The sequence below is a fragment of the Arthrobacter sp. RT-1 genome, from assembly GCF_003367205.1.
In the GTDB taxonomy this organism is placed as follows: Bacteria; Actinomycetota; Actinomycetes; order Actinomycetales; family Micrococcaceae; genus Arthrobacter.
Map to the genome: position 1 here is coordinate 12,983 of NZ_QRGQ01000016.1, position 24,389 is coordinate 37,371.

General features: G+C 64.9%; 25 protein-coding genes. 21 read left to right on the forward strand and 4 right to left on the reverse strand.

Annotation, left to right across the window (positions count from 1 at the left end; translation table 11 throughout):
• Window positions 1-226: 226 nt before the first annotated feature.
• From prfA to DXK94_RS14135, 4 genes are read left to right on the forward strand one after another with little or no spacing between them, the layout of a single operon-like run.
• Window positions 227-1,300, forward strand: a complete 1,074-nt coding sequence (gene prfA / locus DXK94_RS14120) for a peptide chain release factor 1 (protein WP_079597664.1) — start codon at window positions 227-229, stop codon at window positions 1,298-1,300.
• 8 nt (window positions 1,301-1,308) lie between these two features.
• Window positions 1,309-2,181 carry a peptide chain release factor N(5)-glutamine methyltransferase gene (gene prmC / locus DXK94_RS14125; protein WP_115525464.1) on the forward strand — a complete coding sequence of 291 codons (873 nt, stop codon included), beginning with the start codon at window positions 1,309-1,311 and terminating at the stop codon, window positions 2,179-2,181.
• A 12-nt stretch (window positions 2,182-2,193) separates the two neighbouring features.
• Window positions 2,194-3,009, forward strand: coding sequence for an L-threonylcarbamoyladenylate synthase (locus DXK94_RS14130; protein WP_115525465.1), 816 nt, complete (start codon window positions 2,194-2,196; stop codon window positions 3,007-3,009).
• The gene (locus tag DXK94_RS14135; protein ID WP_115525466.1) at window positions 3,009-3,767 is read left to right on the forward strand and encodes a WecB/TagA/CpsF family glycosyltransferase; all 759 of its coding nucleotides are present in this window, start codon (window positions 3,009-3,011) and stop codon (window positions 3,765-3,767) included. The genes DXK94_RS14130 and DXK94_RS14135 overlap by 1 nt, the downstream gene beginning before the upstream one ends.
• Before the next feature lie 21 nt (window positions 3,768-3,788).
• On the opposite strand, the gene DXK94_RS14140 is transcribed toward DXK94_RS14135, so the two are convergent.
• Window positions 3,789-4,685, reverse strand: a complete 897-nt coding sequence (locus DXK94_RS14140) for a glycosyltransferase (protein ID WP_079597668.1) — start codon at window positions 4,683-4,685, stop codon at window positions 3,789-3,791.
• A 286-nt stretch (window positions 4,686-4,971) separates the two neighbouring features.
• Here DXK94_RS14140 and DXK94_RS14145 point away from each other — a divergent pair, with 286 nt between their 5' ends.
• The 14 genes from DXK94_RS14145 (at window position 4,972) to DXK94_RS14210 (ending at window position 18,511) form a co-directional block, all read left to right on the forward strand.
• Window positions 4,972-6,084 carry an MraY family glycosyltransferase gene (locus tag DXK94_RS14145; RefSeq protein WP_115525467.1) on the forward strand — a complete coding sequence of 371 codons (1,113 nt, stop codon included), beginning with the start codon at window positions 4,972-4,974 and terminating at the stop codon, window positions 6,082-6,084.
• A 111-nt stretch (window positions 6,085-6,195) separates the two neighbouring features.
• Window positions 6,196-6,678: a hypothetical protein gene (locus DXK94_RS14150; protein ID WP_079597670.1), complete on the forward strand. Its 483-nt coding sequence runs from the start codon at window positions 6,196-6,198 to the stop codon at window positions 6,676-6,678.
• Window positions 6,671-7,009 carry an AtpZ/AtpI family protein gene (locus DXK94_RS14155; protein ID WP_079597671.1) on the forward strand — a complete coding sequence of 113 codons (339 nt, stop codon included), beginning with the start codon at window positions 6,671-6,673 and terminating at the stop codon, window positions 7,007-7,009. Before DXK94_RS14150 ends, DXK94_RS14155 begins: the two co-directional genes overlap by 8 nt.
• Before the next feature lie 81 nt (window positions 7,010-7,090).
• Window positions 7,091-7,891 (forward strand): F0F1 ATP synthase subunit A, encoded by an 801-nt coding sequence (gene atpB, locus DXK94_RS14160; protein WP_050054629.1) that lies wholly within the window; start codon window positions 7,091-7,093, stop codon window positions 7,889-7,891.
• Window positions 7,892-7,997: 106 nt separating this feature from the next.
• Entirely contained in the window at window positions 7,998-8,201 is a 204-nt protein-coding gene (gene atpE, locus DXK94_RS14165; protein WP_009356484.1) for an ATP synthase F0 subunit C, read from the forward strand.
• A 51-nt stretch (window positions 8,202-8,252) separates the two neighbouring features.
• Window positions 8,253-8,804: a F0F1 ATP synthase subunit B gene (locus DXK94_RS14170; RefSeq protein ID WP_079597672.1), complete on the forward strand. Its 552-nt coding sequence runs from the start codon at window positions 8,253-8,255 to the stop codon at window positions 8,802-8,804.
• A complete protein-coding gene (locus tag DXK94_RS14175) occupies window positions 8,804-9,631 on the forward strand; it encodes a F0F1 ATP synthase subunit delta (protein WP_079597673.1) in 828 nt (275 codons plus the stop codon). Before DXK94_RS14170 ends, DXK94_RS14175 begins: the two co-directional genes overlap by 1 nt.
• Before the next feature lie 78 nt (window positions 9,632-9,709).
• The gene (atpA, locus tag DXK94_RS14180; protein ID WP_079597674.1) at window positions 9,710-11,347 is read left to right on the forward strand and encodes a F0F1 ATP synthase subunit alpha; all 1,638 of its coding nucleotides are present in this window, start codon (window positions 9,710-9,712) and stop codon (window positions 11,345-11,347) included.
• 73 nt (window positions 11,348-11,420) lie between these two features.
• On the forward strand, window positions 11,421-12,311 hold the full coding sequence (locus DXK94_RS14185) for a F0F1 ATP synthase subunit gamma (protein WP_079597675.1): 891 nt from the start codon (window positions 11,421-11,423) through the stop codon (window positions 12,309-12,311).
• 80 nt (window positions 12,312-12,391) lie between these two features.
• Window positions 12,392-13,846 (forward strand): F0F1 ATP synthase subunit beta, encoded by a 1,455-nt coding sequence (gene atpD / locus DXK94_RS14190; protein WP_079597676.1) that lies wholly within the window; start codon window positions 12,392-12,394, stop codon window positions 13,844-13,846.
• 1 nt (window position 13,847) lies between these two features.
• Window positions 13,848-14,132 carry a F0F1 ATP synthase subunit epsilon gene (locus DXK94_RS14195; RefSeq protein ID WP_079597677.1) on the forward strand — a complete coding sequence of 95 codons (285 nt, stop codon included), beginning with the start codon at window positions 13,848-13,850 and terminating at the stop codon, window positions 14,130-14,132.
• Window positions 14,133-14,142: 10 nt separating this feature from the next.
• Window positions 14,143-14,574 (forward strand): DUF2550 domain-containing protein, encoded by a 432-nt coding sequence (locus DXK94_RS14200; protein WP_079597678.1) that lies wholly within the window; start codon window positions 14,143-14,145, stop codon window positions 14,572-14,574.
• A gap of 5 nt (window positions 14,575-14,579) precedes the next feature.
• Window positions 14,580-15,890: an esterase family protein gene (locus DXK94_RS14205; protein WP_115525468.1), complete on the forward strand. Its 1,311-nt coding sequence runs from the start codon at window positions 14,580-14,582 to the stop codon at window positions 15,888-15,890.
• Entirely contained in the window at window positions 15,872-18,511 is a 2,640-nt protein-coding gene (locus tag DXK94_RS14210; protein ID WP_181884839.1) for a bifunctional lysylphosphatidylglycerol flippase/synthetase MprF, read from the forward strand. The genes DXK94_RS14205 and DXK94_RS14210 overlap by 19 nt, the downstream gene beginning before the upstream one ends.
• 140 nt (window positions 18,512-18,651) lie before the next feature.
• Here DXK94_RS14210 and DXK94_RS14215 read toward each other — a convergent pair whose 3' ends face one another.
• Together DXK94_RS14215 and nucS are read right to left on the reverse strand one after the other, a co-directional pair.
• Window positions 18,652-18,855 (reverse strand): cold-shock protein, encoded by a 204-nt coding sequence (locus DXK94_RS14215; RefSeq protein WP_011692441.1) that lies wholly within the window; start codon window positions 18,853-18,855, stop codon window positions 18,652-18,654.
• A 298-nt stretch (window positions 18,856-19,153) separates the two neighbouring features.
• Window positions 19,154-19,849: an endonuclease NucS gene (nucS, locus tag DXK94_RS14220; RefSeq protein WP_079597681.1), complete on the reverse strand. Its 696-nt coding sequence runs from the start codon at window positions 19,847-19,849 to the stop codon at window positions 19,154-19,156.
• 105 nt (window positions 19,850-19,954) lie between these two features.
• On the opposite strand from nucS, the gene DXK94_RS14225 reads away from it, so the two are divergent.
• Together DXK94_RS14225 and DXK94_RS14230 are read left to right on the forward strand one after the other, a co-directional pair.
• Window positions 19,955-20,308, forward strand: a complete 354-nt coding sequence (locus DXK94_RS14225; protein WP_079597682.1) for an ATP/GTP-binding protein — start codon at window positions 19,955-19,957, stop codon at window positions 20,306-20,308.
• A 44-nt stretch (window positions 20,309-20,352) separates the two neighbouring features.
• Window positions 20,353-21,153: an alpha/beta hydrolase gene (locus DXK94_RS14230; RefSeq protein ID WP_115525470.1), complete on the forward strand. Its 801-nt coding sequence runs from the start codon at window positions 20,353-20,355 to the stop codon at window positions 21,151-21,153.
• Between the two features lie 12 nt (window positions 21,154-21,165).
• Here DXK94_RS14230 and DXK94_RS14235 read toward each other — a convergent pair whose 3' ends face one another.
• Window positions 21,166-22,485 carry an AI-2E family transporter gene (locus DXK94_RS14235; RefSeq protein WP_079597684.1) on the reverse strand — a complete coding sequence of 440 codons (1,320 nt, stop codon included), beginning with the start codon at window positions 22,483-22,485 and terminating at the stop codon, window positions 21,166-21,168.
• 191 nt (window positions 22,486-22,676) lie between these two features.
• Between DXK94_RS14235 and DXK94_RS14240 the strand changes: the two genes are divergently transcribed.
• Complete coding sequence (locus tag DXK94_RS14240; protein WP_181884840.1) at window positions 22,677-24,380, forward strand: hypothetical protein; 1,704 nt, start codon at window positions 22,677-22,679, stop codon at window positions 24,378-24,380.
• Window positions 24,381-24,389 lie beyond the last annotated feature (9 nt).

Below are 24,389 nucleotides of genomic sequence, written 5' to 3' on the forward strand. Positions count from 1 at the left end.
GTTCGCCGCGCGGGGTTTTCCGCCCCCGCCTTCGTCGTTCGGTTTTGCCGCCCCCGCCCCTACGCTGGGCGGCTTCCGATCTTCGATCGTTTGCCGCCCAGCTCCGGCAGGCCCGATGCCACTCCCGGGGCGGCAAAACCGAACGCCTCTCAGTAGGGTCACCTTCCCGGTTCCCCACCTTGGTCGCCGCATTACTAGACTTGTACAAGTCGAAAGAGGTTTATAGATGTTTGAGTCCGTACAGGGCCTGCTTGATGAGCATGATTCCATCCAGGCGCAGCTGGGGGATCCTGCTGTTTATGCTGACCAGCGGCTTGCCCGGAAGCTGGGGCGGCGGTCGGCTCAGCTCAATGGCATTGTTGAGGCCTACCACAAGTGGGAAGCGCTGCGCGATGACCTCGCTGCCGCCAAGGAGATGGCTGACGAGGATCCCGAGTTCGCTGCCGAGGTTCCTGAACTTGAAGCTTCGCTGGAGGCCGCTGCCGCCAAGCTCCGGCGCCTGCTGATTCCGCGTGACCCTGACGATGCCCGCAACGTGATCCTTGAGGTCAAGGGCGGTGAAGGCGGCGATGAGGCCGCGCTGTTCGCCGGTGACCTCCTGCGCATGTACACCCGCTACGCGGAATCACGTGGCTGGAAGACCGAAATCATCTCCGCCACCGAGTCCGATCTCGGCGGTTACAAGGACGTCCAGGTGGCCGTCAAGGGCAGCTCGAACGACCCCGCCGAGGGCGTCTACGCGCGGCTCAAGTTCGAGGGCGGCGTGCACCGTGTGCAGCGCGTTCCTGTCACGGAGTCGCAGGGACGCATCCACACGTCCGCGGCCGGTGTGCTGGTCCTGCCGGAGGTGGATGAGCCCGAAGAGCTCGAAATCAACCAGAACGACCTGAAAATCGACGTCTACCGGTCGTCCGGTCCGGGCGGTCAGTCCGTGAACACCACCGACTCCGCCGTCCGCATCACCCACCTGCCCACGGGCATCGTGGTGGCCATGCAGAACGAAAAGTCGCAGCTGCAGAACCGTGAAGCCGGCATGCGCGTCCTGCGGGCCCGCATCCTCGCGCACCAGCAGGAGCAGATCGACGCCGAGAACTCGGCCCAGCGGAAGTCCCAGATCCGCACCATGGACCGCTCCGAGCGCATCCGCACCTACAACTACCCGGAAAACCGCATCGCGGACCACCGCACGGGCTACAAGGCGTACAACCTGGACCAGGTCATGAACGGTGACCTGGAGCCCGTCATCCAGTCCGCCATCGAGATGGACGAACAGGCACGCCTGGACGCCATCGGCGACTAGCCCGACGGATGACCATCGGGCCATGCCAGTCCCTCGCTGCCGCGATCAGTGAGGCCACTGCCATCCTTCGGGACGCCGGCGTGCCCAGTCCGCGCGTTGACGCCGAGCTCCTCGCCGACCATCTCCTGAAGGTCGGCCTGGGGCGGCTGCGCGCCATGATGCTGGGTGATTCCCCGGCTCCCGAGGGGTACGCCGACCTGGTGGCGGAGCGTGCCGGCCGGATACCCCTGCAGCACATCACCGGAGTGGCGCATTTCCGCTACCTGGAGCTGGCGGTAGGGCCGGGCGTGTTCATTCCCCGGCCCGAGACGGAATCGGTGGTCCAGCTGGTCATCGACCATGTCAAGGGCATCCCGTCACCCCGGATCGTCGATCTGGGAACCGGGTCTGGCGCAATCGCCGGCTCCATCGCGCATGAAGTGCCCGGTGCCGAGGTGCACGCCGTCGAATTCAGCCCCTTCGCCCACGCCTGGGCGGCGAAAAACCTCGCCCCCTTGGGCGTCAATCTCGTGCTGGGGGACCTGCGCAACGCACTGCCGGAGCTCAACGGAACGTTCGACGTCGTGGTTTCAAACCCGCCGTACATCCCTGCCGAGGCCATCCCCAACGAGCCCGAAGTTGCGCTTCATGATCCGCCGGAGGCTCTGTACGGCGGGGGAGCGGACGGAATGGAACTTCCGACGGCGGCAGCGGCCTCCGCTGCCCGGCTGCTGCGCCCGGGAGGCTACTTCGTCATGGAACATGCGGAGGTCCAGGCCGGCTGGATCGCGGCCATGATGGGCCGCGCAGGGAAGTGGAGCAGGATTACGACGCACCTGGACCTCAACGGCAAGGAGCGCGCCACCAGCGCCGTGCTCGCGGATCCAGACCTTACGGAATGAAAGAATAGGCCAGTGACCACAACCTATAACTGCAGTACGGACGATCAGCGCGCCCTGGGACTGGAGCACGCCCAGCGTGCCATCAGCGAGAAAAAGTGCGTGGTGTTCCCGACGGATACGGTCTACGGGATCGCTGCCGACGCGTTTTCGCCGCAGGCTGTCACCATGCTCCTGGTATCCAAGGGGCGCAGCCGCACCATGCCGCCGCCGGTGCTGATCCCGCGCATCAACGCCCTGGACGGACTGGCCACGGACGTCCCGGCGGACGCCCGGAAGCTTGCCGAAGCGTTCTGGCCAGGCGGCCTGACCCTGATCCTGCATGCCCAGCCGTCACTGGACTGGGACCTCGGTGAAACCAAGGGAACGGTTGCGCTGCGGATGCCCGCCGACGATATCGCCCAGGAGCTGTTGACCCTCACCGGGCCGCTGGCTGTGTCCTCCGCCAACCGTACGGGGCAGGCTCCTGCGCAGACCGCCGCAGCCGCCCGGGAGCAGTTGGCCGACTCCGTGGAGGTCTACCTTGAGGGCGGCTTCCGGCCGGCCGAAGGCGAAGCCGCAGTGCCTTCAACGATTGTGGACGCCACCGGGCCCCGGCTGCGGGTGGTGCGCAACGGCGCCGTAAGCCTCGACCAGCTGCGCGAGCATGTTCCCGGTGTGCTGGGGCTCGGCGAGATTCCCATGGCCGAGGAGGAACCGGCGGAGGAAGAACCGGTAGTTGCGGAACCGGCGTCCGTACCCGCCCCGGAAGCGTCCGGCGCCTCAGGGTCATCCGTAGTGGAGCCGGCGACGCCCGACTCCGGCACGCCGGCCCGGAATCCGCAGCCTTGATGATTTTGGAGCGCCAGCAGATTCCCGTACTGGAGGTCGACGCCACCCCGCTGCGGGTGCCCGAGCTGGTGGAGGAACTCAGCCGCTACATCCAGGACGGATCCACCCGGACCGTCCTTGGCCACAACCTGCACAGCGTCACCCTCACGCTGTCCGACGACGGCTTCCGGAACCTGTACGAGCGCAGCGACGTGGTGCTCCTTGACGGCGCCCCCGTGCTTTGGCTGTGGGGGAGGACCGGGAACGCCGAAGGCCCCGTCATGGATTACCGGCTGGGTTCGACGGACTGGCTTCCGGCACTGGACCAGGTGCGGGGCCTGGAGCGGATCGCCGTGGTGGGCGCCGGCGCGGAAGCCAACGCAGGAGCGGTCAGCAGGCTGCAGGCAATAGTCCCCGGCGCCCGCGTCAGTGGTTTCCCGGGCGCAGGCTGGGACACGGAGCTGGAGGAAGCAGCAGTTGCATGGCTTCACCGCGAGCAGCCGCAGCTGGTCCTCCTGGGCCTGGGTATGCCGCTGCAGGAGGAAGTCCTCCAGCGCAGGCTCCGTTCGTTGCCGCCCGCCGTCTACTGTGCCGTGGGCGGCGCCATCGAGCAGTTGGCAGGAATCCAGAAACTCGCCCCCCGCTGGCTGGGCCGGCTTGGGCTGGAGTGGGCCTGGCGGCTGCTCCTGCATCCCAAGCGGGTGGCGTACCGCGTGTTCGGCGAGCCGTGGGTCCTGCTGTGGCTCCTTGCCGCCCGGCGGCTGAAGCGCCGGGCGTGACGCCGGAACTGTAGTCCGGAGCTAGAACTTCTGGTCCTCCAGCGGCGCAAAGCCCTTGCCCCGAAGGCCCTTGCTGAACGATGCGGCCCAGCCAAGGAACCCGGCAAGGTCGCGGCGCTGGAGGAAGTAGCCCAGGTAGCCGCCGACGTCGGCCACGAGCGAGCGGACCCGGAAATAACGGCGGATCAGGTAGCCGCGGTTCCGGTAGTAGTAGTACCGCTTGAAGGCGGATTCCGGAACAATGACGTGCCAGCGGGCACCGAAGACATGCTGCGTCTCTGAAAATGCATGCGGGTGGGTGATGGCCGTGGTGGTCACCGTTCCGAACCGGATCCCGGCCTTGCGCAGCCGGATGGTGAAGTCCACTTCGTCACCGCGGATGAAGAGGCGCATGTCGGGCAGCCCCACCTTGAAGAAGACATCGGAGCGGATCAGGGCGCCGTTGAAGAAGTGCCCGTCATTCGGCAGGAAGCCACGTTTCTCCACCTCTGCACGGTCGTGGGTGACCTTGCCGTCCAGGCGGAAGAAAAAGGACAGCCGGTCCGGATGGCCAGGCGCTGTCACCAGCGGGACCACTGCCTCAAGGTCGCGTGCCTCGGCCTCGCGCAGCAGTGTGGCGAGGCATTCGGGATCAGCCGGCTCGGCGTCGTCGTCCATCATCCAGATCCAACGGGCGCCGCTTGCCACTGCCTTCAGTGCGGCGAGGGCGAATCCACCCGCCCCGCCGAGGTTGGCTTCGGAGCGGACGTAGTCAACATTGGCGTGTCCTGCGGCGACATCCCTGGCCGGGACGGTACCGCTGTCCACCAGGCAGATTGTGTCCACCGCGGCGGTCTGGGCGTTGATGGAATCCAGCAGCACGGCCAGTTCCCTGGGCCGGTCGAAGGTCACGGCGGCGACTGCAATGCGGGGTGTCATGGGGGTCCTTTCAGCATGGCTGTCAGGGATTTCCCCGCTCGTAATGCGCCCGTGTGGCGCGAAGCCATGAAGCCGGTGGCGCTAGTATCTTTGACTAGAGTCCACTGTAATACAGCCCTGTAAGGCACCGCGTCCACGTAAAAACGCACTGCCTGCTGCGCGCTCGGCGACGGAGAAGTTTCATTTATCGAAGAACAGATTCCCGGCCCGTGAGCCCACCCACCACCAGGCAAAGGCCAACGCCGGTGCCCTGCTTCACCACCACACCTGAAATGACCAGCACCCCATGATCATGTACATGCTCATGGGCCTGACGGCCGCCGTCGTGTCCTACGCCGCCACCTGGGCCGCCCGCGTGGTGGGCCACCGGCTCGAGCTGCACCTGCCCATCCGCAGCCGCGACATGCACTCCACTCCTGTTTCCCGGCTCGGCGGCGTGGCCATCTTCCTCGGCATCATGACGGCGCTGATCGTGGCAAGCCAGTCCTTCTTCGTCAAGGACATCTACCGCAACAACTTCTCGCCGTGGGGCGTCCTCGCGGGAGCGGCCGTGATCGTCCTGGTCGGCGTGGCGGATGACCTGCTGGACATCCGGTGGTGGGTCAAGCTCATCGGCCAAAGCGCAGCTGCCCTGACCGTAGCGGTCTGGGGAGTCCAGATGACCATCGTGCCCTGGGTGCCGGAGCCCATCTACCTGGAAAACGAAACAATCCGCGTAGTGCTGACAGCCGGGCTGATCGTCACCACCATGAACGCGTTCAACTTCATCGACGGTCTGGACGGCTTGGCCGCCGGAGTGGCCATCATCGGCGGCACCGCTTTCTTCTTCACGGCCTACTGGGTCCACCGGAACGCAGTACTGCTGGACTACTCGGACCTTGCCACCCTCATCACGGCGGTCCTCGTGGGAAGCTGCCTGGGCTTCCTGCCCCACAACTGGTTTCCCTCGAAGATCTTTATGGGGGACTCCGGCGCCATGCTGATAGGGCTGCTGATGGCATCCGCCGGTGTTGTCTCCACCGGCCAGATCACCTCCGGGCTCTACGACCGGGTCAACGGTATCTCCACCGTGATTCCCATCCTGCTGCCGTTTGCCGTGCTCTTCCTGCCGCTGCTGGACCTGGGCCTTGCGGTGGTGCGCAGGACTGCCCGCGGCCGGTCGCCGTGGTCCGCGGACCGGGGCCACCTGCACCACAAGCTCCTGGACATCGGCTACTCGCACCGGACCGCCGTCATCCTGATGTATCTCTGGACCGGCGTCCTGTCCTTCGGCGGCCTCGCGTTCGCCATCTTTCCCTGGCAGATTGTCCTCTCGGTGGACCTGTTCGCCACGCTGGTCATGGGACTTGTCACCGCCTGGCCCTACCTTGCCCGCAGGGGCGAAGAATCGCAGGCGTAATGCCGTGCGGAAACATTTCTATCTCGTGTAGAATTTGAGGGCAGCCCAAGCTGCCCCTCACACACCTGCCAATTGGCTGACTGCCTGTTGGTGCCGACGATTGGGATCGACATGACCTCCAACGCCGAGTCCGGACCTGCGTCCGGCCACGGACACGTTGGTGCTTCCGGTCCCACGCGGTCCCTCTGGCTGCATCTGTTGAAACTCAGTTCCGCGGCCTCCGCTGCGGGCCTGGCGCTGTGCGCAGTTCCTGCGGCGCTGCTGGATGGAGCGGGGGGTGCCCTTTCAAGTTCCGCAGGCGGCCTGCTGGTGATGCTGTTCTTCGGAATCAGCCTCCTGGTGGGCCACTTCGTGGGGCGGAGCAATCCGTCCGGGGCCATCGGAGTATTCGTGGCCACCTACTTCATCAAGGTTGTGGGCTTCGCCGCCGTCCTGTTCGTCGTCGGCGCACCCCAATGGCTGCACGCCCGCTGGTTCGTGGCCGGGGCCGTCACCGCCGTCGTCTTATGGCAGGCCGCAGAAATCTTTGGTTTCAGCAAAGCCCGCCTCCAGATCTACAACGATCCAGAACCCAAGGAAACTCCTGATGCGTGATCCGAAGAAGCCCGGTAAGGCCCCCAGCGGCAGCCGCGCATCCGGCAGCTCCGCGCCAGGTGTATCCGGGGACAACTCCGACGGCGGATACAACGCCGGAATGGCTGTCTTCAGCTACATCATTGGCGGGATCATCGTCTGGAGTTTGATAGGGTGGGGACTGGATTATCTGTGGGGAACGCGCTGGATTGTGCTCGCAGGCGCTCTGCTTGGAGCCGTCGGAGGTTTTTACCTTTCCCACATGCATGGCCTCACCAGTTCTCGCAAAAATACTGGCGAGCGTCCTGCTGCCAGCGGGCCGTCCAAGGACGGCGACAGTAATGCCAAATAATTTCACAGGGGGAACAGCAAGCCGTCAGGCTGCCGGTCCCCGCCCAACGCCCAATGATGGACACTGCAGAGAGGAAACGCGTTGATCGCGCTTGCGCTCCCGGCCCAAGATTCAGGAGAGTTCGCTCCTCCTGGAATTAACGAAATGCATTTGCCGGCAATCCTGCCGTGGGGTGCCGCAGAAGGATTCTCCAAGCAGATGCTGCTGGTCCTCCTCTCTGTCGTCATTATCGGCGCTTTCTTCGTGCTCGCCGCACGTAAGCAGCAGCTGGTTCCCGGCAAGCTCCAGTTCGCCGGCGAGGCCGCCTACGGCTTCGTCCGCAACGGAATCGCCAAGGACATCATCGGCGGCAGGGACTTCATCAAGTACGTCCCGCTGCTGTTCAGCCTGTTCTTCTTCATCCTGGTGAACAACATCTACGGTGCCATCCCGCTCATCCAGCTCCCCACGTTCTCGCACGTTGGCGGCGCCTATGTGCTGGCAGGCATCGTCTACGTCACCTGGATCGCCATCGGCATCAAGAAGAACGGACTGCGCTACTTCAAGCTGGCCACCGTACCGTCCGGTGTTCCCTGGTTCATCCTTCCGATCGTGATCCCGATCGAGATCATCTCCAACTTCCTGGTCCGGCCCGTGACGCACAGCCTCCGTCTGTTCGCCACCATGCTCGCAGGACACCTCATCGTGATGATCGCCGGCTCCGGCATCGAGTACCTCGTGATGCAGGAGAACATCCTGCTCAAGGGAACGTCGGTCCTGGTTCTCGCAGGCGCCATCGCCATGTACATGCTTGAAGCCCTGATCATGGTCCTGCAGGCCTACGTCTTTACCCTGCTGACTGCGATCTACATCGAAGGCGCGCTTCACGCCGACAGCCACTAGGCACCGCCCCGCGGCGGACGCCGCCAGGCACACACAGACTTCCCCTCACGGGGAAAGAGCAACCCAAACAACCTGCCACATGGATGGCATCTTGAAAGGAAGAAAAATGGAAGGCAATCTCAACCTCGTAGGTTACGGTCTGTCCGCAATCGGCGGTGGTATCGGTGTTGGCCTCGTATTCGCTGCCTACATCAACGGCGTCGCACGCCAGCCGGAAGCACAGCGCGTGCTGCAGCCGATCGCATTCCTCGGCCTTGCACTGACCGAAGCCCTCGCCATCCTCGGCCTGGTCTTCGCCTTCGTTCTCTAGTCCTAGAGCGAAGCGAACTTTCAGAACCGAGTAGAAAAGGACGGGTGAAATATGAATCAGCTGATCATCTCAGCCGCCACTGAGGGCGAAGTCAACCCCCTGGTTCCCAACGTCTGGGAAATGGGCGTTGTCCTCGTGGGCTTTGCCATCCTCATGTTCATCGTGGTCAAGTTCGTTGTCCCGATGTTCGAAAAGACCTTCGCCGAGCGTGCCGAGGCCATCGAAGGCGGCATTGCAAAGGCTGAAAAGGCCCAGGCTGAGGCGTCTGCTGCACTCGAAGAGTACAAGCAGCAGCTGACCGACGCCCGCACCGAAGCCAACCGCATCCGTGAGGAAGCCCGCGCCGAAGGTGCCCAGATCCTTGCGGATCTCAAGGAGAAGGCAGCTGCAGAGTCTGCCCGCATCACTGCGCAGGCCCACGCACAGATCGAATCCGAGCGCCAGGCGGCCGTTGTGTCCCTGCGTTCAGAGGTGGGCACCCTGGCCACCACCCTCGCCGGACGCATCGTGGGCGAATCGCTCAACGACGATGACCGTGCAGCGCGGGTTGTGGACCGCTTCCTGGCAGATCTGGAGACCCAGAACGCAGGTGCAGCTAAGTAATGGCAGGCGTATCGAGCGAATCGCTGGCAACAGCCCTGGCTGCGTTGGAAGCAAAGCTTCCGACGGCGTCGCTGCAGCTGGCAAAGGAACTCTTCGGAATTCTGGGAATGGTGGACAGCTCGGCTGGCTTGCGCCGCGCCCTGACTGACCCGTCCCGCTCCGGCGACGAGAAGTCGGCGCTGGTCAGGCAGCTGGTTGGCGGAAAAGTCTCCGCTGATGCTGCAGAGATCGCGGGCGGACTGGCCAGTTCACGCTGGGCATCGGCGCGGGATATCGGCGATGCACTCGAGACTCTTGCCGCAACGGTGGTCATTTCCGTTGCTGAAAACAAGTCGGCCGTTTCTGCCTCCGGAATCACTGGCCTGGAAGAGCTGGAGAATGACCTGTTCTCCTTCAACCAGGCTGTTGCCTCCAGCCACGAGGTCCAACGTGCTCTGTCCGAGCCACAGGCCAGCGGAGCCGCCAAGGCTACGCTCGCCGAGAAGCTGGTGCCCGGCGTCAGTGAGGAAGCAAAAGTCCTCATTACACAGGCCGTCACCCAGCCCCGCGGCATCAAGCCCACCCGGCTCGTGCAACGGTTCGCCGAACTGGCAGCCAAGCGGCAGCAGCGCTGGATTGCAACGGTCAGCGTGACCCGTCCCCTGACGCAGACGCAGCTTGCACGCCTCCAGGCGGGCTTGAATGCCATGTACGGACGGGAACTGAAGGTCAACATCAACGTTGACCCGGCACTCATTGGCGGCATCCGCGTCCAGATTGGTGATGAAGTGCTCGACGCTTCGGTCCTCACCAGGCTGGGCCAATTGCAGCGCCAGCTGGCCGGCTAGCCGGACAAGCACAACCCAACTGATAGAAACCCCGGTCACCTTAACGGTGATCACAAAACAGGAGAGCAGGGACTGCAGATGGCCGAATTGACCATCAACGCCGACGACGTCCGTAATGCGCTGAACGAGTTCGCGGCGTCCTACGAACCCGGAAACGCAGAACGCGTAGAGGTCGGCCGCGTAACCACCGCTAGTGACGGCATCGCCCGTGTTGAGGGCCTTCCCTCGGTCATGGCGAACGAGCTGCTGCGCTTCGAGGACGGCACCCTGGGCCTGGCCCAGAACCTCGACGTCCGCGAAATCGGCGTTATCATCCTCGGTGACTTCACCGGCATCGAAGAAGGCCAGGAAGTCCACCGCACCGGACAGGTTCTGTCCGTTCCCGTGGGCGACGCCTTCCTTGGCCGCGTTGTCGACCCGCTGGGCGTGCCCATCGATGACCTCGGCGACATCAAGGCCGAGACCACCCGTGCCCTGGAGCTCCAGGCGCCCGGCGTGACCCAGCGCAAGTCGGTGCACGAGCCGATGCAGACCGGACTCAAGGCAATCGACGCCATGATCCCGATCGGCCGCGGCCAGCGCCAGCTGATCATTGGTGACCGTCAGACCGGCAAGTCCGCCATCGCGATCGACACCATCATCAACCAGAAGGCCAACTGGGCTTCCGGCGATGTGACCAAGCAGGTCCGCTGCATCTACGTGGCAATCGGGCAGAAGGCGTCCACCATCGCCGCCATCCGCCAGACCCTCGAGGACAACGGCGCACTGGAGTACACCACCATCGTGGCGTCTCCCGCTTCGGACCCCGCAGGCTTCAAGTACCTGGCACCGTACGCCGGTTCGGCCATCGGCCAGCACTGGATGTACGGCGGCAAGCACGTCCTCATCGTGTTCGATGACCTGTCCAAGCAGGCCGAGGCTTACCGTGCAGTGTCGCTGCTGCTGCGCCGCCCGCCGGGACGCGAAGCCTACCCGGGCGACGTCTTCTACTTGCACTCCCGCCTCCTGGAGCGTTGTGCAAAGCTGTCCGACGAACTGGGTGCCGGTTCCATGACGGGCCTGCCGCTGATCGAGACCAAGGCGAACGACGTTTCCGCCTACATCCCGACCAACGTCATCTCCATCACCGATGGCCAGATCTTCCTCCAGTCCGACCTCTTCAACGCCAACCAGCGCCCCGCTGTTGACGTGGGTGTCTCGGTGTCCCGCGTGGGCGGTGCCGCACAGGTGAAGTCCATGAAGAAGGTCTCCGGTACGTTGAAGCTGGACCTGGCCCAGTACCGCGACATGCAGGCATTCGCCATGTTCGCCTCGGATCTGGACGCCGCATCCCGCCAGCAGCTGACGCGTGGCGCCCGCCTGATGGAACTGCTCAAGCAGGGCCAGTACTCACCGTTCCCGGTTGAGAACCAGGTTGTTTCCATCTGGGCCGGCACCAACGGTTACCTGGACGACGTTCCGGTTGAGGACATCAGCCGCTTTGAGGGCGAGTTCCTGGACCACCTGAGCCGCAAGTCCTCGATCCTCACCACGCTGGCGCAGACCAACGTGCTGGATGACGACACCGCAGCAGCTCTGAAGTCGGCAATCATCGACTTCAAGAAGGGCTTCTTCGGCGAAGGCGACAACCACCTGGTAGGCGCTGGCCACGAGGAACATGACGCCATCTCCGAGGGCGACGTTGACCAGGAAAAAATCGTCAAGCAGAAGCGCTAATTCCACTGACCGGGTCAGCCGGGCCGCAAGGGCCCGGCTGACCCGGTCTACGGAATGTTAGGAAAGGATAAGTATGGGAGCCCAGATCCGGGTCTACCGCCAGAAGATCAGCTCGACCACGTCGATGCGCAAGATCTTCAAGGCGATGGAACTGATCGCTACCTCGCGCATCGGCAAGGCCCGTGCGCGCGTAGCAGCTTCACTGCCTTACGCGAACGCGATCACGCGCGCCGTTTCTGCTGTCGCCAGCCAAAGCGAAATCGACCACCCGCTGACCACTGAGCCGGAGCAAATCCGCCGCGCCGCCGTCCTGGTAATCACCTCGGACCGTGGCCTGGCTGGTTCCTACTCCGCGAGCGTGCTCAAGCAGGTGGAGGGTCTCAATGAGCTGCTCCACGCTGAAGGCAAGGAAGTCAAGACGTACCTCGTCGGACGCAAGGCGCAGGCCTACTTCGAATTCCGGAACCGTGAATACGCACGGGTCTGGACCGGAGGCACCGACGCACCCGAGTTCACAACCGCGCGCGAGGTCGGCGAAGCACTGCTGGCCGATTTCGCTACCGATTACGAAGAGGGCGGCGTGGACGAGATCCACGTGGTGTACACCCGCTTTAAGTCCATGGTTACCCAGGAGCCCACGGTCATCCGCCTGCTTCCGCTGGAAGTAGTGGAAGAACAGGCAGCTTCTGAATCGGACCTGTTGCCGCTGTACGAGTTCGAGCCGGAAACCGAGAGGGTTCTTGACGCTCTGCTGCCGCGCTACATCGAATCACGCATTTTCGCGGCCATGCTGCAGGCAGCGGCTTCCGAGCTCGCTGCACGCCAGCGTGCCATGAAGTCCGCAGGCGACAACGCCACGGACCTCATCAAGAAGTACACGCGTCTGCGCAACACGGCCCGCCAGGCTGAAATTACGCAGGAGCTTTCCGAAATTGTCGCCGGCGCCGACGCCCTCGCGTCCTAGCCTGCACCACCTTCGGATCCGCTGGACCTGCACCACAGATAAACTTAACCCCACGCCATCTACTGAGTGAAGTGAGAGAGATGACTGCCACTGCTACCGAACACGTAGCCGCAACGTCCGGTGCCACCGGCCGCATTGCGCGCGTAATCGGCCCGGTTGTCGACGTCGAATTCCCGGCTGACGCAATCCCGTCCATCTACAACGCACTCACCACCGAGATTACTCTCAACGGTGAGACCAAGACCATCACGTTCGAGACCTCCCAGCACCTGGGCGACAACCTCGTTCGCGCCATCTCCCTGCAGGCGACTGACGGACTTGTCCGCGGTACGTCCGTGGTGGACAGCGGTGCCCCGATCTCCGTCCCCGTAGGCGACGGCGTCAAGGGCCACATCTTCAACGTCCTGGGCCAGCCCCTGGATGTTGCCGAATCGGAACTGCAGATCAGCGAACGCTGGCCCATCCACCGCAAGGCTCCGAGCTTCGCGTCCCTCGAAGGCTCCACCGAGATGCTGGAAACCGGCATCAAGGTCATCGACCTCCTCACCCCGTACATCAAGGGTGGAAAGATCGGCCTGTTCGGCGGCGCCGGCGTGGGCAAGACCGTTCTGATCCAGGAAATGATCACGCGTGTGGCCCGCAACTTCGGTGGTACCTCGGTATTCGCCGGTGTTGGCGAGCGTACCCGTGAAGGTAACGACCTCTGGGTTGAAATGGAAGAGGCAGGCGTCCTCAAGGACACCGCCCTTGTGTTCGGCCAGATGGACGAGCCGCCGGGAACGCGCCTGCGCGTCGCCCTGTCCGCACTGACCATGGCGGAATACTTCCGCGATGTGCAGAACCAGGACGTGCTGCTCTTCATCGACAACATCTTCCGCTTCACGCAGGCAGGTTCCGAGGTTTCCACCCTCCTCGGCCGCATGCCTTCGGCCGTGGGCTACCAGCCCAACCTGGCAGACGAAATGGGCCTCCTCCAGGAGCGCATCACGTCCACCAAGGGCCACTCCATCACCTCGATGCAGGCCATCTACGTTCCCGCAGATGACTACACCGACCCGGCGCCGGCAACCACCTTCGCACACCTCGACGCGACCACGGAACTTTCCCGTGAAATCGCCTCCCGTGGTCTGTACCCGGCCGTTGACCCGCTGACGTCCACCTCCCGAATCCTGGACCCCCAGTACATCGGCAAGGACCACTACAACACGGCTGTCCGCGTGAAGCAGATCCTGCAGAAGAACAAGGAACTCCAGGACATCATCGCCATCCTCGGCGTTGACGAACTCTCCGAAGAGGACAAGATCGTCGTGTCGCGTGCACGCCGCATCCAGCAGTTCCTCTCGCAGAACACCTACACCGCCAAGCAGTTCACCGGCGTTGAAGGCTCCACGGTTTCCATCAAGGACACCGTTGAAGGCTTCTCGGCCATCTGCGACGGCGAACTCGACCACATCGCGGAGCAGGCGTTCTTCAACGTCGGCGGCCTCGATGACGTTGAGCGCCAGTGGGCCAAGATCCAGGAACAGACCAAGTAATATGGCTGAGCTTGAGGTTGAGATTGTCGCAGCGGACCACTTCGTGTGGTCCGGAGCGGCCAAGATGGTCAAGGCCCGCACCAGCGATGGTGAAATCGGAATCCTGCCCGGCCACTCGCCCCTGCTGGCGATCCTGGCCGAAGGTGAACTGGCCATCCAGCCGGTTTCCGGGGACCGTATTGCCGTAGATGTTGACGGCGGATTCTTCTCCGTCGACAACGACCGCGTGGTTATTGTTGCTGACAACGCCCACCTGGGCGGCTCGGCTACCGCTGGGATCCGCTAGCACCACCTTGATGGACGCTCCGAGTCTTCCGTTCATCGCCATGGCAATCGCTTTCGGATTGCTGATCTTTGCACTGTGCCTTCTGGGGGTGCGCCGCTTCAACCTGCGGCGTGCCCTCGGCACGGTGGACGCCTCCATCTGCATGGCTGGAAACAGCTGGCGGATGGGGGTTTGTCGTTATCAGGACAACGACCTCGAGTGGTTCAGGCTGCTCTCGTTGAGCGTCCGGCCCAAGCACAAGTTCAAGCGGCATTCCCTTGAACTCCTTGGCCGGCGCAAACCCACGGAGGCTGAGGCCGTCAAGGTCCAGCCCGACGTCGTGATTGTCGAACTCCGCTACGAAGGCCAGGACTTCCGGCTCGCCATGAAGTTCGACGCCTATACGGGACTGTCCTCCTGGCTGGAGGCCGGCCCGGTCATCGGCGTGGGGACCTGGCGCTAACCGGCGTGGACTGGCTTTTTGACGTCCGGCTCACCGACGGCCCGCTCTATTGGGCAATCCTGGTCCTCGGCCTGGCGGGCGCCGCCTACCTTGTGCTGCCTCCTCCGCACAGCGCGGGCAGGAGCTGGATCCTTCGGCTCATCACCGCCGCCGCTGCCGCTTTCGCCCTGGTGGTCACGGTGCACTGGGCACTCATCAACGTCTTCTCCGTCTTCCCGGAAAACATTCCTGACGCTGTCCTGCTGTGGGTGGTCCCCGCCGTTGGTGCCGTGCTCCTGGTGCTGATGCGCCTGCCGCGGAGCAGTTGGCGGCGCCGGGGGACCGGGATCGCCGCGGCGCTGCTGGTGGTCGCCCTGTCGTCAGTCCAGATCAACGCCTACTTCGGGCTTAACCGGACCATCAGCGACCTGCTGGGTACCGCTTTGTCCCGTATCCCCACGCTGGAGCCGGCCCTTATGCGCCAGGCCGGGGGGTCCGACGGCGTCCCCCTCCAGGGCTGGAGCCCGCAGGGCGCGTTGCCGGCAGGGGGAGTCCTTCGCAAGTCAGCGATCCCGGGCACCGCCTCGGGGATGAACACCCGCGAAGCCTACATCTACCTGCCCCCCGCCTATTTCGCCCCCAACCGCCCAGCGCTTCCCGTGCTGGTCCTCATTGCCGGGCAGCCCGGTGGCCCTGCAGACTGGCTGACCGGCGGTTCGCTCCAGGGCCACATGGATTCTTTTGCCGCCTCCCATGGCGGGCTGGCGCCCGTGGTGGTGGTCCCGGACCCGAACGGCTCCCAGTCCGCCAACACGATGTGCATGGACAGCCGGATAGCCCGCGCGGACACATACCTGTCCCAGGATGTGACCCGGTGGATCAGCGATACCCTCACCGCCGACAGCAACCACAGCCGCTGGGCTGTTGGCGGATTCTCCTTCGGCGGCACCTGCGCGGTGCAGATGGCCACGAGGCATCCCGACCTGTTTCCCGCTGCGCTGGCCTTCTCGGCAGAGGCCGAACCCGCCATCGCCAAGGAACGGCAGAAGACCATCGAAGGATCCTTCCCCGGGGATCCGGAAGCGTTCAACCGGCAGACCCCGCTGGGCATCATGAAGCAGCAACGGTTTGACGGCAGCCTCCTGTACCTGACTGCCGGGCAGGATGACCCGGAGTTCGTTGCCTACCTGCGCACTTTGGCGGTTGCGGCGAAGGACGCGGGCTTCGATGTCCGCGCCTACGAAGTGGAGCACACGGGCCATTCGTGGGACACGTCGTCGCGGCGTTTCGCGGATGCGCTGCAGCTCCTGGCCGACAGATGGGGGCTGCAGAAGTGACCGCCGAGAGGCAGGTCCGGACCGCTGCCCTTGCATGGGACACCGTGGGGCGCCCGGCGCTGTTCCGTGCACTGGGCTCATTGAAGTCGGTGCCCTTCTCGCTGACGGTTCTTGCCCTGTTCCTGGGAGCCGGGGCGGTCACCGGCAGCTACCTGGCCGGACCGCCTGAACACTTGCTGGAGCTGGCCGGGGTCAGTGGCCCGGGGCTCCGTTCCGGCCACTGGTGGTCACTGTTCACCAGCCTCTTTTTCGCCACCAACCCCCTGGCGTACCTGGCAGCCTCCTTCATGATCATCGTTCTGCTGGGGCTTGCTGAGCGGAAATTGGGATGGCGTGCCGCCGCGGTGCTGTTCTTTGGCGGACAGTTCGCAGCCGTCACGCTGTTCCTGCTGATTACCCAGCTGGCCGCATATGCCGGCGACGGGTGGCTGGACCGGATGGCGGACGACATCCTCATCGGACCCTACGGGCCGGTCCTTGCTGCCGGCATGGCCGGGAGCGCGCGGCTGCCGGTGCTGTGGCAACGGCGGCTCCGGACAGCGGTGGTGTCCATTTCGCTCCTGCTGGTCCTGTACGTGGGGCATGCCGAAACCGTCATCGGTCTCCTGGGGGCACTCCTTGGCCTGCTGGTCGGGTGGTGGATCCAGGGTGACCAGGGCCAGCTGCACCGGCACCGCTCCACAGGCCGCGAAACCCGGAACCTGCTCGCCCTTACTGTGGCCGTTTTCGCTGTGGGCCCCATCCTCACGGGGATTGCGCGGGCGCCCACCGGACCCTTGGCGCTGCTGCGGGACGTGGTCCTCAATCCAATGCCTACGCTGGGGCAGTTGGCATTCAACTGCGGGGCAACCGTCGAAGCCTCGTGCCTGGAAGCGGGACGGGCCGGGTTCGCTGGTCCCTTTGGCCTGGCGTTGGCCGTGGTTCCGGTGGTCCTGTTGCTGATTTGTGCCGACGGGATGCGCCGCGGCCGGAGGCTCGCGCTGAACATAGCCATCGCCATCCAGCTGGCCGTGACAGCGCTGGCGGCCGTGTACCTGGCGCTGTTCGCGCTGGTTCCGTCACGCCCGCAGGGCCCCCAGGCGGCACCCATGGGGTCGGCCTTCGCCCATGTGCTTCCGCTCGTCGTCGTGCCCCTGCTGCTGGCTGTGGTCCTCTGGCTCAACCGGCGGCAGTTCAGGGTGCAGACGATGCCAACTGCCCGGCGGACGCTGGCTGTGGTGGTTGGCGGTTGCTGGGCCCTGCTGGCGGGCGGCTACGCCGCAGCCTGGTTCTGGTCGGACGGCCTGGCACGCGACGGCGGGCTGCTGGGCCTCTTCGCGGAACTGGCCCGGCAGTATGTCCCGGTTCCGATTCCGCAGCACTACCACCGCGTGTTTGCTGACCGGAACAGCGTGGAAGCTGTCCTCTTTGCCTACTCCGGGCCCGTTTTCTGGGTGGTCGCGCTTGCTGCAGTGTGGTGGGCGCTCATCGGCGGGCACTACGGCCACGATTCCGGCCGGCAGGACCGGTCGCGGGCCCGGGAACTGCTGCACCAGGGCGGTGGCCCGCTGTCATGGATGGCGCTGTGGGAACCCAATACGTATTGGTTCAGCCCCGACGGACAGGGAGCCGTGGCCTACCAGCAGCACGGCAGCGTGGCGCTGACCCTGGGCGGCGCCTTCGGGCCCCGGCAGGCGCAGCAGGCAGCCACCGAGGGATTCCTGGCGCACTGCCGCAGCCACGCGCTCATTCCCGCGCTGTACTCCTGTGACGATTCCGTGTGGCCTGCGCTGCGGGAACGCGGCTTCGCCAGGGTGGCCGTGGCGCAGGAAACCCGGCTGGCCATCCGCGAACTCGAGTTCAAGGGGAAGGAATGGCAAAACGTCCGGACGGCGCTGAACCGGGCGGCGAAGCTCGGCGTCGAGGCGGTCTGGGGCCCCTATCATGCACTGCCGGCGTCGCTGCGCTCCCGCCTGAATGAGGTGTCGGAGGAATGGGCGGCCAACAAATCCGTTCCTGAAATGGGATTCACCCTTGGCGGGGTGGACGAACTCGACGACGAGGAAGTGCTGTGCTGCCTCGCGGTGGACGGCAACGGAACGGTCCACGGGGTGACCAGCTGGCTTCCGGTGTACGACGGCGGGCGGCTGGTCAGCAGGACGCTTGACGTGATGCGTCGCGGTGCCGAAGGGTTTCCTGGCGTTATGGAGTTCCTGATTGCCTCCGCGGTGCTCGAGCTGCGCGACTCCGTGGAGGTCATCTCACTGTCCGGCTCTCCGCTTGCCAGCCGCCCCCAGGAGGCCCAGGAGTCCCGTGCCAAGGAGCCTGCCCACGCCAAGGACAACATCCAAGCCGACGGCCAGTCGCATCCACCGGCCGGTGAGGAAAGCGATACGGCAGGGGATGGTGCGCAGAACCTGGTCCGCATCCTGGACCTGGTGGGGCATGCCCTGGAACCGGTGTACGGCTTCCGTTCCCTGGCGGCCTTCAAATCGCGGTTCAAGCCTGAATACCGGGCGCTGTACCTCTACTACCAGGACCCGCTGCACCTTCCCGCAATCGGCCGGGCCCTGACCCGGGCGTACCTGCCGGGGCTTTCCCTGCCGCAGGGCGCCCGCCTGGTGCGCAAATTGGTCAAGTAGGGCAATTCCAAAGCGTGGGAAAAGGCCGGCAAGCCGGTGATGGCACACCCCGCAACGGGGCTTAACAACAAATGTCCCCGGCAGAATTGCCGGGGATCATTTGTTTCGCTGAGAGCCGCGGACGGCTCAAAGGCGGGGGACTAGACCAGCGTTACGCCGGTAGCCTGGGGGCCCTTGGCGCCCTGGCCGATCTCGAACTGAACGCGCTGGTTCTCGTCGAGGGTCTTGAAGCCACCGGTCTGGATTTCCGAGTAGTGAACGAAGACATCACCGTCGGAGTCATCCGGGGTAATGAAGCCGAAGCCCTTTTCAGCGTTGAACCACTTGACGGTTCCCTGTGCCATTTATTTCTCCTCATTGTGGAACTTTTTAAGATCGGCACACCTCGTGCCGGCCTTGGTCACTCCGCGAGAAGAATCCTGAATTACCCGCCCGAATTACGGACCGGTGTTGCAGGAGCTTCGCGCTCGCAACATGTCTTGCGAGCATGAAAAACACCTACACAAAGACTGAGACAAGAATTTCATGCCCGTTCCCGCAGGTCAACGGTTTGGACGTCGAAAGAAACAAAATTTAGGTAAAGACCGGGTTAAATGCCTCGTCAGGGGCGAATTCGGTAAAAGGCCCGAGGGATAGGTACTTCTAGAAGAGCCGGGATTCGCTGTCGTCAACGCCGCGCATCGCATCATAATCCAGGGTGACGCAGTCAATCCCGCGGTCGTTGGCCAGCACCTTGGCCTGCGGCTTGATTTGCTGGGCTGCAAAGATCCCGCGGACGGGGGCCAGGAGCGGATCGCGGTTCAGAAGCTCGAGGTAGCGGGTCAGCTGCTCCACGCCGTCAATGTCGCCACGGCGCTTGAGTTCGATGGCCACGGTGGCTCCGTCAGCGTCGCGTGCCAGGATGTCCACCGGACCGATGGCGGTGAAGTACTCGCGGCGGATCAGCGAGTACCCGGTGCCCAGTGTTTCGATCTGTTCAGCCAGGAGCCGCTGGAGGTCTGCCTCCACGCCGTCCTTGATCAGTCCGGGATCAACCCCCAGATCGTGCGATGAGTCGCTGAGCTTTTCGTGGATGTTGATGATCAGCCGGTCATCGGTCTTGGCTGACTGGACGGTCCACTGCTCAACGACGCCCAGTTCGAGGTCCACGTCTTCCGGCGAGGAAACCCGGAGGGTAGCCGGCGGACTCATCCAGTTGAGCGGCTTGTAGGAGCCGCCGTCCGAATGGACGAGCACAGAACCGTCCGCCTTCACCAGCAGGAGCCTGGTGGCGAGGGGGAGGTGGGCTTTGAGCCGGCCAACATAATCAACGGAGCATCGGGCTATGACAAGTCGCACGCCGTACAGACTACCGTCTGCCGCTGCCCGGGCTGATCCCGACGACGGCGCTGCCGGCAATCGGGGACGCGCGGCGACGGCGGGTGGCTGGGGCAGAATGGATGCATGCCGCGTTCCAACCGTCCCCGCCGTCCTGTCTCCGGCAAGGGTGCCGCTTCCGGCCGGATCGGTGGCAGGAAGGGCGGCGGCGAGGTGCCTGAACTTGACCTGGAACGGGCGCGGGCAGGCATCGCCCGGCGGGAGAGCGCGCCGGACGGTGAGTGGATGGTCCGCACCATGACCGCCAAAAACGCCGAGAAGACCTACATCTGCCCGGAATGCTCCACCGCGGTGCTGCCCGGCGTCGCGCATTTGGTGGTCTGGAAGGACGACCATCTCTTCGGGGCGGCAGCCGGCCTGGCGGAGCGGCGCCACTGGCACACCAACTGCTGGATGTCGCGCAGTTACCGCTACCGCTAAGTACCGCGAGCGGCCGGACCCCTGCTCTCGCTAAGCTGGCATGCATGACTTTTGATCCGGCGTCGTACGAATTCAGCTCCTCCGGCACCCCTGTTCCCATCCGGGCCTCCACGGTCCTGCCCGCGCGGCGCGAAAACGTGCAGCTGCAGACGGACGACGGACATACCCTGATTGGGGAACTGGCGCTGCCCGAATCAGGGCCGGTCCAAGCCACGCTGATCACCCTTCATCCGCTGCCCACCCACGGCGGATTCATGGACTCACATGTCTACCGCAAGGCCTCCTACCGTTTGCCGGCCCTGGCAGGCATTGCTGTGCTGCGGTTCAATACCCGCGGGACCGCCTCTCCGCATGGGACAAGCACCGGCACCTTCGAGGAGGGCATCGGCGAAAAGTACGACGTCGAGGCCGCCGTCCGCTTCGCCGTCGGGCGGGGCCTGCCCAACAGGTGGCTGGTGGGCTGGTCCTTCGGCACGGAACTGGCCCTGATGTATGGGGCAGTGGAACCGGTTGCGTCGCAGGTGGAAGGCGCGGTCCTCCTGTCACCGCCGCTGCACCGCGCCACGGACAAGCACCTGCAGCAGTGGGCTGAATCGGGCAAGCCCCTCACGGTCCTGGTGCCGGAGCACGATGACTTCCTGCAGCCGGCCGAGGCGGCGGAGCGGTTCAGCCTGGTGCCCCAGGCGCGCGTGGTGGGCGTGGCAGGAGCCAAGCACCTGTGGGTGGGGGAGAAGTACGCTTCCCGGGTCCTGAACGAGATCGTCGACGAGGTCACCGAGGCAGGCTCCGGCGCTGCCGGGCTGCCGCAGGAGTGGGACGGGCCCGCCGCCACCGCGTCGGCCTAGGCGGACCAGCCGCTAGTGCTGGTCCTGCCTGACGATGTAGATCTCCCGGATCAGCAGCAGGACGGCGGCTGCCGTGGGGATGGCGATCAGGGCGCCCAGGACGCCCAGGAGGCTGCCGCCGGCGATGACGGAAATGACGGCAACGGCACCGGGCACTGCCACGGCCTTCTGCATGATGCGCGGCGAGATGAAGTAGGCCTCGAACTGCAGGTACGCGAAGTAGCAGATGCCGTAGATTGCGGCGGTCTGCCAGCCCTCCGTCAGCGAGACGAGCAGCACCACAATGCCTGCGATCATGCCGCCCACCAGGGGGATGAACGCGAGCAGGGCAACCACGAACGCGAGCAGCAGGGCGAACGGGATGCCCACGATGGACATCACGATGAAGGCGAACGTGGCGTTGAGCAGTGCCACGCAGGCCTGTCCAATCACGTAGTTGCCCACTGAACGGGTGATTTCCTCGGACAGGGCCTCCACCCGGTTGCGGCGGGAGCGCGGGGCCAGCCGGTATCCCCATTTCTTCATGGCAGGCAGCGCGGCCAGGAAATACAGGCTCAGGACCAGCACAATCAGGGTGCCGAACAGGCCGTTGGCAACTGTGGATCCAAAGCCCACCACGCCGCCGAAGATCCCGCCCACCGCGGCGGGGTCGTTGACGAACTTGTCCAGCTCTTCGGACACGCGGTCCCGCACCCCGAACTGGTCATCAAGGCTGCGGAAAAACTCGGAGTCGATGAAGTCCCGGATCCAGACCGGTGCCTGCTCCACGATTTCCGTCACCTGCTCCACGATGGTGGGGATCAGGGTGGCGAAAAAACCGACGACGGCGCTGATCAGCACGGTGACCGAGACCAGGATGCCGGCCGGGCGGGGGATTTTGCGGTTCTCCAGCCAGCCCACCACCGGTTCCAGGCCGAGGGCGATGAACAGCGCCGCCACGATCCACAGCAGCAGCTGCGTGGTGTTGGAGCCGATCCAGTACACGAGCAGGGCAAGCCCCACGCCCACCGTTCCCATGAACCCGAGGTACAGGGGGTGCTGCGGCGACATCCGGGGGCCCGGGCGGCCGAACTGCGGCCGCACCTCGCTGTCAAGGTCAGCTTCATCCTCGCCGGCCTGGTGCTCCTGGACGTACTCAGGCGGCATTTCGAACCGGAGCCTCGGCTGCGCACCCGGCAGCGGCTGGCGAAGCCGCCGGGCCACCAGGCCAAGGGCGGACGCCGCGGAGCCTTTCCGGCGCACAGCTTCGGGTCCCGGGGGGACGGCAGCCGGAGGCTCCTGGCTTCGAGGATTCCCGTCTGCCGCGGAGGACTCGTCCGTCTTGTCAGTCACTGGTTTTTCGGGCCTGTTCCGTGCGTGGCACCGCGTCGGCGGGCCGGTGTGATGATCATCGCAAACACTATCAGCCGCCTTGTCAATAGCCGCGGAGGAGCCGCCGCCCGGGCCTGCTGCGGGCGGCTCACGGGCCGTCCATCCGGGGCCGTGGTAACAAAACGGTTACTATTGAAGGTAAACCCCCGCTGATGATAGGTGTTCCCTTGCGTTTAAAGACTGCAGTCGCACTCGTGCTGCTCGGCCTCCTGACACTTTTGGCCGGCATCGGCCAGAGAACCATCTGGGCCCCCTCCGAGACCTTCACGGCGTCCGCGCCGGCCGATGCCGCGGAGGCGCCGCTGACCGTCATTGACCAGAATCTGCGCACCCTTCACGGCGGCACCGTCAAGATCACCATCGAAGGTGACGGGAACTTCATGCTCGCCGCCGGCCGTCCCGATGACGTGGACGCGTGGGTGGGCCAGGCAGCCCACAACACCATCAGCGGCGTTTCCGAGGACGGCAAGTCGCTGCAGGTGGAGCATGCCGACGGCGAAGCCACGGCACCCAACCCGGCCGGCTCGGATCTCTGGGTTTCCACCGAGAACGCCAGCGGCGAACTGGAGTACTCCTGGACCCCTCCGGCTGACGGCGACTGGACCCTCCTGCTCGCGTCCGACGGCACCAAGGCTGCTCCCGCCTCCGTGTCCATGACGTTCCCGAACGACACCTCCACTCCCTGGGCCATCCCGCTGATCGTCCTGGGCTCCCTGCTGATCCTCGGCGGCATTGCGCTGGCGCTGCTCTCGGCCCGCAAGCCCAACGGTGAAGGCGGAGGCGACGGCGCGGGCAGCGGCTTCGCCCAGCGTGCCCGTGCCAAGAGCGAGGCCCGGACGGCGTCGCGCGCCAGCATGGTGGCCGCCGGTATCACCGCAGCTGTCCTGGCGGGTACCGGTACTGCCGCGAACGCCGCGACACCCGCCCCCGAGCCCTCCGGCTCCTCATCGTCCGCCGCGCAGGAAGAGGCTGCGTCCCCGGTCCTGCTGGACGCCCAGTTCCGGCGCATCCTGGAACAGGTTTCCAGCGCTGCCGACGCCGGCGATGCGGCCAAGGATGCTGCACAGCTCAGCGAGCGCGTGGCCGGCACGGAACTGGAGGTCCGCACCCAGAACTACAAGATCCGCTCGCAGGTGGGTTCCTACGAGGCCCGGATGCCGGTACGGTCCACCAAGCTGCTCACCACGGTTGTCACCAGTGACCGCGACTGGCCCCGCTCGGTGCTGGCCGTCACGCAGGGCGACGGCAATGTGGTCCCGCAGCTGCTGACCCTGGTCCAGCAGTCCCCCCGCGAGAACTACAAGCTGATGGAAACCAGTCCGCTCCAGCCCGGCACCACCTTCCCCACGATCAGCCGCACGGGAACCGACACCCTGGCAGCCGGGGACAAGACGGGGCTCCTGTACAGCGGCGAAGAAGCCCTTTCGGGGCTGGCAGACCGCCTGACCACCCCAGACTCGGCCTTCAAGGACAAGCTGGTGGAAGGCGAGTCCTCGCCGTACATCGCTGACACGCTGTCCTACCAGGCTGAAGTGGTCAAGGCCGGCGAGAACGGCAACTTCTCCTTCACCCACAAGGTGGCTCCGGAAAGCACGGTTGTCTTCCGGACCGAAGACGGCGGCGCGCTGGTCCTGGGCCGGATCAACTTCAGCTTCGAAGGGACGCCCAAGGCGGCCGGCGACAAACTGACCATCGGGGACGACGCCGCAGCCCTTGCCGGCGGCAAGGAAACCACCACCGGAATGGTGCTCAGCTTCGCCGAATCCATGGCGGTGTATGTTCCGCCGGCAGGATCGACCGATCCCATGAAGCTCGTCGCGGCAACCCGCGGCCTGGTGGGGGCCAGCTTCAAGTAACCCGACTAC